Source organism: Bianquea renquensis (assembly GCF_014384895.1).
Lineage (GTDB): Bacteria > Bacillota > Clostridia > Lachnospirales > Bianqueaceae > Bianquea > Bianquea renquensis.
The window spans coordinates 119,494-127,369 of record NZ_JACRSQ010000010.1 but is presented as its reverse complement, the minus strand read 5'-3'; the positions used below and the strand labels follow the sequence as shown (position 1 = coordinate 127,369).

Genomic DNA, 7,876 nt, shown 5'->3' with positions numbered 1-7,876 from the left:
CGCCGCAGCTTCTTTTGCAGGGCCGCGGGCAAAAAGACCGTCCTTGTTTTTCCCTTGCAGTGAACCACCGCCTCGCCACGGGCGACGGCCTCCACTGTGATATACGGCAGTTCGCTCACGCGAATCCCGGTGGCACATATTGTTTCCAGCAGCAGGGCCAGCCGCTCGCTGCTTTTTTCTTTGGCCGCCTTTATCAGCCGGACGTATTCCTCGCGGGTCAGTTCCTTTTCTTCGGAACAATATACCTGTTTTTGAACCTTGAAAGGCTTGACGCAGCAGCTCTCGAAGCCCCAAAAGCGGAGAAAGCCGTTGACCGCCGCTAACGCTGCGTTGGCGCTGGAGGGGGCGTAGAGTTTCCCCAGCCTCGTCTTGTATTCCAGCACCAAAGCCTTGTCGATCCTTCGGCCCGCATCGTGGGCGACAAACTGCCGGACATGGTGCAGATATTTCTCCATAGTGGCTGCGCTTTTCTCCGCTTCCCGCAAGGCTGTCTCGTATGGCGGTATCATAGTTTCCTGTAATTTTTGTCGTTTCATTTTTTATCCCTCCGGTACGTAGTATTCCCCTATTATTATACCGATCTATTGTACCGGATAAACAAACAGATTGGTTTTTTGTTCGCCCGCACCTTCTGCACGATTTCCCCATTTCCCACGTTCCCGGTTAAGAAAGGCCTGTCTGTTTTCATAAATGCAGACAAGGTGCCGTTGACTTTCTGGAAACGTGTGTTTTGCTGATTCAGCGGACATAACGCAAACTTTGCAAGCCCCTTCTGAAATCTTGATAAACCTTGGTGTTTTCAAGGGTTGATTTTTTTAATAAAAATGATACAATAGAGGAAAGAGGCTGTGCCAGTTTGGCACATGTGTGATCTGTGAGGGGCAGTAGGCAATCCCTTTACAGCAAGTCTGAAGAAAGGAGTGTCGAGACTGTCTACTCGACTGCATGTTTTGAATGACATTTTCGTCTCCTATTGTTCTTACCCCATTTTTCCCTTTCCAACGAGTCATCACCCTGCGTTTCACTCCCATTCCGATGATGAGATGCTCATTGTCCGTTCCGGCGATATCATTGCCATGACGCCAAACTCCTACTTATCCCACAAGGGGCCCTGCGTGCTCTTCTATAAAAAGCAATGTCCACATGCCCAGATTAACAGAGAGGGTTCCTCGTATGAACGGTACTGTATCCGCTTCAACCGCAATACCATCGCAGAATTTTTTCCGGACTGGTCCCTTTTTGCCTATTTCAGCCGTGAGGAATCGTTTCTACTCCCCCTCAGCGAAGCGGAGGCGGAACGGCTGGTTACGGCGGCCAATCTGCTCTACCAATGCCCTCGTTCCGATGAACAAAATATCCGGCAGCGACTCTTGCTGTGCTACCTGTTTGCAGAAGCCACCGAAATCGGCCAGCTGCGGGATTCTTCTCCGCCGGTCCACTTCTATCTGACAGCTGTAACCCAGTATATTGCCGACCACATTAAGGAAAAGTTGACCATCGATCGGATTGCATCTGAATTTTACATCGGCCGCACCAAGTTGATACGGGATTTCCGAGAATTTTTTTCTATGAGCATTTCGCAGTATATTACGATGGAGCGCCTTGCGCGCGCGCGGATGCTCTTGCAGAGCGGAGAGTCGGTTTTGACGGCCGCTGAGGAATGCGGGTTTGTTGACAGCGCCTACTTTATTCGGGTATTCCGGAAGTACTACGATATTACCCCGGCCATGTACCGCCGGCAGTGTTCAGAAAATCCGTAAATATGTGTAAAAAAAGTCCGCCCTACGGCGGACTTTTCAATAGGAAAAAAATCGGCATTCTTCTCTGTGAAGTTGCCGATTTTTTCGCGGGTTACATCCCCTTGCAGACTTGTACCCATTCCTTCTCTGGCTCCCGCGCGACAAGGACCTGCGCGCCGGCTGCAATGGCGCCTCCATAGTAGGTCAGCATCCGCCCTTCGCTCAGAGGCCGACGCATTTCATCTAACGGCTGGATACAGACCGCCTTGTCTCCCAGTGTGGCCACAAGATCGGGAAGATCCCAATACTTCAACACCTCCGGTATGAGTATCATCTCCGGCCATCGGTATGGAAATGCTGTGGCCAGACAGGCATAGGCCGCCAGGGGGTTCAGCGCCACCACCCTTTCAACCTTGTCTCTTGCCAGCAATCCCGCCAACAATGCCACCACGGCGCCTACTCCATCTCCGGCAAGAATGATCCGTTTCGGGTCCACCTCCGGCCTTGTCCTCAAATATGCCAACGCCGTCAGCGCATCCCGCACCTGGTACGCAATCAGAGGTCTTCCCTCGGCAATGGAAAGATACGTCAGGATCCTCTCAATATCATTCCAGCTAGCGCTGTCATAGGTGGTGTGCTGCGCCTCCAGCTCTCCCATACCGGATACATCCACAGACAGCACACAGCGTTCCGCGTCCGATGCTGGCTGTGCTAATCCGATAACCTGCGTCAAAACTCCCTGATGATTGAAGCCGTTCCACTTCCCTTTCTCATCGATGTACAATAGCGCAGGGCAGGCTACCGCACCCTCCCGGTAGGCAAATACACCGGGCAACACATTCTGATCCCCATGGTGCAAAATCACCGGCTGAAATATGTGATGCCACCGCTTTGGCAAGGACTCCTCTGGCTCCGCCCAGCTCCTATTTAGGTGGGGTGTAACCCCCTCAAGCTGTAACAGCGATGACAGAGAGTCCACCATCTGTTCCTCTGTAAGCTTAGGCCGCTGTGCTTGCAAGCGCAGCGCCTCCTGGCAGTTGACGGTAAACATATTGACGCAGCCTTTCGGATAACAGGCCAGCTGTTCCCTGGCAATAGGCTGAATTTCCCCCTCCGTCAGCGGCGCCCGCCATGTCTCTTTTTCAAAAAAGGCGTCCATATGGCCCACCACCTCATTGGCCATGGCGACTGTATATGCATGTCCAGAATCCTCCTGTAAAAACAAGGATACATTCTCCCCACAGCCATACAGTTCATAAACCCTCTTGACGCGCTCATATACCTCCACCGTCGTTGTGTACTCAAACACTTCGTCCAATTTGCCGCCAACGAGACACAAGCGCTTGGGCGCGATCAAACTAAGAATTTCGGTCACGTCAATGCCCTGCCCCAGATATCCGCGCCCGTGCTGCTCTGGGCAGCTGGTATACAGGCCTGTCAGGTGCAGCGCCTCCTGACTGGAAATGCAGCAAACAGGTGCGGCAAATGTGATCCGCGGATCATAGGCCGCGCAGAACATGGACGTCAGCCCACCGCCTGATACACCCGTCATAGCAAAACCGCGAGACGCATCCACATCGCTCCGCTGCTCCAGATATGAAATACAGGCCAGCGCATCCGCCATAAAATAGGTCATCGCCCAGATTCCCGTCATCCATCCAATCACACCGTTGGCAAAGTGATCGTTGAGCCTCGCCAGTTCTCCGGAACAGCCAGGTGGGCAGAAGGACACCGCGAGATAGCCATTTCGCGCAAAAGTCTGCGCACTGGCGGTGTAGCTGGGTCCAAACTTACTGCTGTGCCCGGTGGGGCAGATGACGCCCGGCCACGGCCCTCCCGTCTTAGGCCTGTACACGGATGCGTTAACTTCCCAGCCTGGAAGAGAATAAAAGAGAACATTCTCAACGATAAACTCATGAAATTCATAGGTGGAAACAGGGCGGACTTGCAGCGGCGCCAATTCCCCCAACAGAGCCGGCAGCGACTCGCGGAACACGCGGTCTACCTCCTCGCGCCTTTGCCGCCAGTCGGGAAGCGCACGCATCCCGTCAAACTTCCGCCGTCCCTCCGCAAGCCCTCTCCGGCATGCCTCCGTAATCTCCCGCTCCAGTTGCCTAGCCGCGGATATACCCTCCTGTAAAACCCGAAATTGCGCTATTTTAAACACCCCTTTCCATGTTGTGCCGGCACAATCCTACCAAGACTTTCCCCTTCCATCGATTCTCCATCGATCGAGGATTTCATCTCCCTCCTTGATCATAATCCAATCAAACGTATTGGCTGTGGTACAGCAATGCCCTGGAAGGATCTCCACCTGGCTCCCTGTGGAGTTACAGGTCCCGATTCCATTCCGATAGATCGCCGTGTGTTCCTCACTAAAAGACAGGACATCGCCCGACCGCTGCCCCGCCATCTCCGGCTCCCTCTGATCCATCCCTAGATTCTTGACGCCAACGTCCAAGACAATGCGATTGTCTGTCTTACTGATAATAGTGGAGACGATGGACAGGGCGTTCTCAAAAGGCACGCCACACCGCCGGTATGAGGTATCCATAAAAAGATAGCTCCCCGCCTGTATCTCCGTATAGACTCCGCCTTTAGCTTTTTCCCCGGCAGTCGCTGTGCTGGCTCCACTGATCTCTTTCACCGTGACGTGATGCTGTTCCAGATACGCTTTTCCCTGGCGAAGCAATGCTTCGATCTTGTGAATCTCCCTGTTGCGTTTCACCACATCCTCCTCGTGGGAAAGCTGCCCCGCATAGGCCTGGATTCCACCAAAGACTAAGTGCTCCGACTGTTCAATCTGCCTTGCCAGATACAGGACTTGTTCAAAATCAGACACTCCACAGCGCTGCATTCCTACATCCAACTCCACGTACACATAGATTCGGCTGCCCGCCAGATGTGCCGCTCTTTCTAGTTCTTGTATATTGACGGGATCATCCACACACACCGTTATTCTGGTCTTCCTAGCCCAATAGGCCAGTTCTGCTATTTTTGATGGCTGCACCACCTGATTGGCAATCAAGATGTCCGGGATACCCGCTTCCACTAGAACCTCTGCTTCCGCCAATTTCGCACATGTGATACCCTTTGCCCCCGCTTCCATCTGGAGCTTTGCAATGCGGCTGCATTTATGGGACTTAAAGTGAGGGCGCAGGTGTGCCCGGCTTCCCTCCATCAATCGCTGCATTCTCCGTCCGTTCTCCCGAAAACGATCCATATCAAGAATCAGCGCAGGGGTACTGAGTTCATCCACTCTCATAGAATTCTCCTTTATTCTTTACCGGCAAGGAGGCTGTATCCATTGGCACTGTGCCGGAGGGGTTACCGTAAGGGCTCCGTTCTCATAGATCACAAAGATCGGCCCGTACGGCGTGGCGACGCTCCCCCGCATCGACTGCAAATGCCCTGGATGCGGCGTTACTGTGAACCGTGTAAAGCCTGGCTCCAACGGCTTCACGCCTAGGATTTCTGTCAGCAGATACACTGCCGGCGAAGCGCTCCATGCGTGACAAATGCTGCGGGTCCATTCCGTGTCGCTGATGGGAAAGGTCTCCCAGCAGGTTTTGGTTCCACAGCGAAGCATTCTCCCAAAGTCCCGCTTTATCACCGGCAGTAGCGAATCCACACATCCCATTTTGGCCAGTGCGGCAAAGCTGTAATACAGGAACATGGGCGTCCCGATTTCCACCACGCCGTGGGGCGCCTCCTGGTCGCTCGGCCTCCCTAAGCTTCGATTGCTGGGAGAGCCCTTTATGTACCGGCCGTCAGCTGAGGCAAGGATCAAGGCTTCCACCGCCTTGCGCCGTTCTGGCGGCACGCAGTCATAGAGATAGGCGATGGTATTTGTCTGACGGCTGACCCGCTCCAGCTGGCGATACTGCGAATAGGGCAGAGGACTCCACTTTCGCTTCCGGCAATAGCGCGTGTATATCGCATAGCCCTTTTCATCCCGCACCGTGTCCACATAGGCGCTCCGTTCCTCATTCCACCCATACCGGTTGACCGCTTCCCGGAGCTTCCTCGCCTGATCCCGGTACTGGGCCTGCCCTTCTCTTCCGAGGGCCGACGCCATGTCAGCGGCTACATCGCAGCACTTTGCCAAACATATACTGTTCGCTAGGGTCTCCCCGTAGGAGGTGACGTCATTGTTGCCCCAGTCTAACAGATCCCAGGCGTCCGTCATCTCCACAAGCCCGCGGTCATTAATCCACCGGAACGCGTGCTCCAGCATGACGGCCACGTCCCTATAGTTGGTTCTCAGGTCGTCCAGACTCCCACCATACCAAAAATGATCCCAGCACTGTAAAACCCAATTGAAGGCAAATAGGGGAAGCCCCCCGTCAACGTAGGTGCTGTACGCAGGCAGAACAAGATTCTTCTCCTGCCTATATCGGGGATCCTGAGCTTTGTACATAGCAGTAAAATCAGGACTCAAGCTTTTTCCAATCAAGCGGATGGAATTCTGATCGTAGGCATACCCGCCGGCGCACAATAAATTCACATGGGATGTGATCTTCGCATCCCCGACCCAATATACCTGCTCATATCCCGGACAGTCGATGTAGGTGTCCTGCATACAAAGCTTGGCCGTGTCGACGCACATGTGAAAAATATCCGTTACCTCCGGATCATCACAGGCGAAGGTGCCTACCTCCTCCATCGCAAAAGCTCGATGGCACACCCCAATATACTCAATTTCCACCGGCTGTGTTCGATTCCGCAAGGTCACGGATAGATAGCGCAATCCATGTGTCCCCTGACATGTGTATTCCTGCCAACCCTCTTTGCAGATATACCGCATGGCATTGGAATGCATCCAGACAATCCCCGTGGGGCCTACCTGTTCAAATCCGACGAGATCCACGATGGTTCCACTTCCCGCCCGCAGACGAAATGTGTAATTTCCCAGGTATTCCCCTCCCATGTCGAGGATGAAGGTCACATCTCGCGCCGGATCCCTGTCAAACCATGTGGTCGCATGATTGGTGTGGAGCATATTGGGGAGGCCTACGGCTCCCACCGACTCTTGACTTCGGCTGGCACCCAGCCCCAGCGAGGGGTCGGCAAATCCGTCAGCGCTTTGCACAAATTGCTGATGCTCAACGGAAAATGCCACACTACAGTCACATGGCGGGGCCGCCTCCTCCGTCTCCTCCGCTCCTGGCAGCTCGGCCAGCTTCTCACATGAATCCCATGCATGCCAAGCGCATTGGGTCATATCCATATCTTGACGGTGCACCGTCCACTTGCCAAAATTCAGGGAAGCCTCTGTGTCCAGCCATAGCTCCAAGTCGCCAAAGGAATTGACCGCCACAAGCTCATTGGCACCGCTATGCAACCGTGCTGTGCCGGACGCTGGATTTCCATTGATATAAATCTCTGAGGCTCCATAGGAATGAAGACAAAGGGTCTCCTCTTCCGGCGCCTGTACCTGTACGCGGTAGCAATCCAGCCTGCTCCGGTTGGCCCCCTGAAAGCGGAGGCGGTTGGCCTTCGTTGGCTCAGCGGCAAAGCCAAGGGCCACCAGCTGTTTTCCTAAGGCCAAATCTTCGGAGAGCAAGCCTCCCTCATTGGGAGACAGATGGAGAAAGGGCCATTTTCCAATCTCTCCAACGATCTCGGCCTTCGCCCAGCCCTCATCCCCATAGTCCGAGGAGTACCAGCCTTCCTCCACCCTGGCATCATATTGCTCTTCCATGCGCTTCATAGGCTCCAGGGGTGCGCTGTTGCAGGATGCCTCCAGACAGAAACAGGGATTACGGTTTGCTTTCCAGGTCCCATCGGTCTCTAAAAATAGAACGTCATCCAAGAGAAGCTGTGCAAAAACGCCGCCGCGTTCCAGATGCATGGACAGAACGCTGATCCCGTTGGCGCCCTCCTGCAAAAAGCGCGTCACATCCACAGTATCATAGCTTTTATCAAAATCAAACGACCTGGCAGGGCCCCTCGTGATTTCCTTGCCATTTATATAGCACGTATGCCCACCCAGCGATGAAATTCTCAATATGGCCTTTCTGGGCAGCTTCGCCGCAGAAAAACGGCGCCGCAGTATCCACCAGTCATAGGGTTTGCTGTCGGGCCCAAAAATCCAATTGCCGTGTATCTCCACGCCCCTTCCTCCTCCATCCAAG

At 54.0% G+C, this 7,876-nt stretch carries 5 protein-coding genes; 1 reads left to right on the top strand and 4 read right to left on the bottom strand.

Features of this window, described 5'->3' with window-relative positions:
* The coding region (locus H8730_RS08610) for a tyrosine-type recombinase/integrase (protein WP_249289711.1) at positions 1–536 on the bottom strand (536 nt) is incomplete at its 3' end.
* A 384-nt stretch (positions 537–920) separates the two neighbouring features.
* Here H8730_RS08610 and H8730_RS08605 point away from each other — a divergent pair.
* On the top strand, positions 921–1,760 hold the full coding sequence (locus H8730_RS08605; RefSeq protein ID WP_249289710.1) for an AraC family transcriptional regulator: 840 nt from the start codon (positions 921–923) through the stop codon (positions 1,758–1,760).
* Positions 1,761–1,851: 91 nt separating this feature from the next.
* On the opposite strand, the gene H8730_RS08600 is transcribed toward H8730_RS08605, so the two are convergent.
* From H8730_RS08600 to H8730_RS17880, 3 genes are read right to left on the bottom strand one after another with little or no spacing between them, the layout of a single operon-like run.
* Complete coding sequence (locus H8730_RS08600; protein WP_249289709.1) at positions 1,852–3,906, bottom strand: alpha/beta hydrolase; 2,055 nt, start codon at positions 3,904–3,906, stop codon at positions 1,852–1,854.
* 27 nt (positions 3,907–3,933) lie between these two features.
* Entirely contained in the window at positions 3,934–5,004 is a 1,071-nt protein-coding gene (locus tag H8730_RS08595) for an alanine racemase (RefSeq protein WP_177718089.1), read from the bottom strand.
* An 18-nt stretch (positions 5,005–5,022) separates the two neighbouring features.
* Positions 5,023–7,854, bottom strand: coding sequence for an alpha-L-rhamnosidase-related protein (locus H8730_RS17880; RefSeq protein ID WP_177718091.1), 2,832 nt, complete (start codon positions 7,852–7,854; stop codon positions 5,023–5,025).
* Between the last annotated feature and the right edge of the window lie 22 nt (positions 7,855–7,876).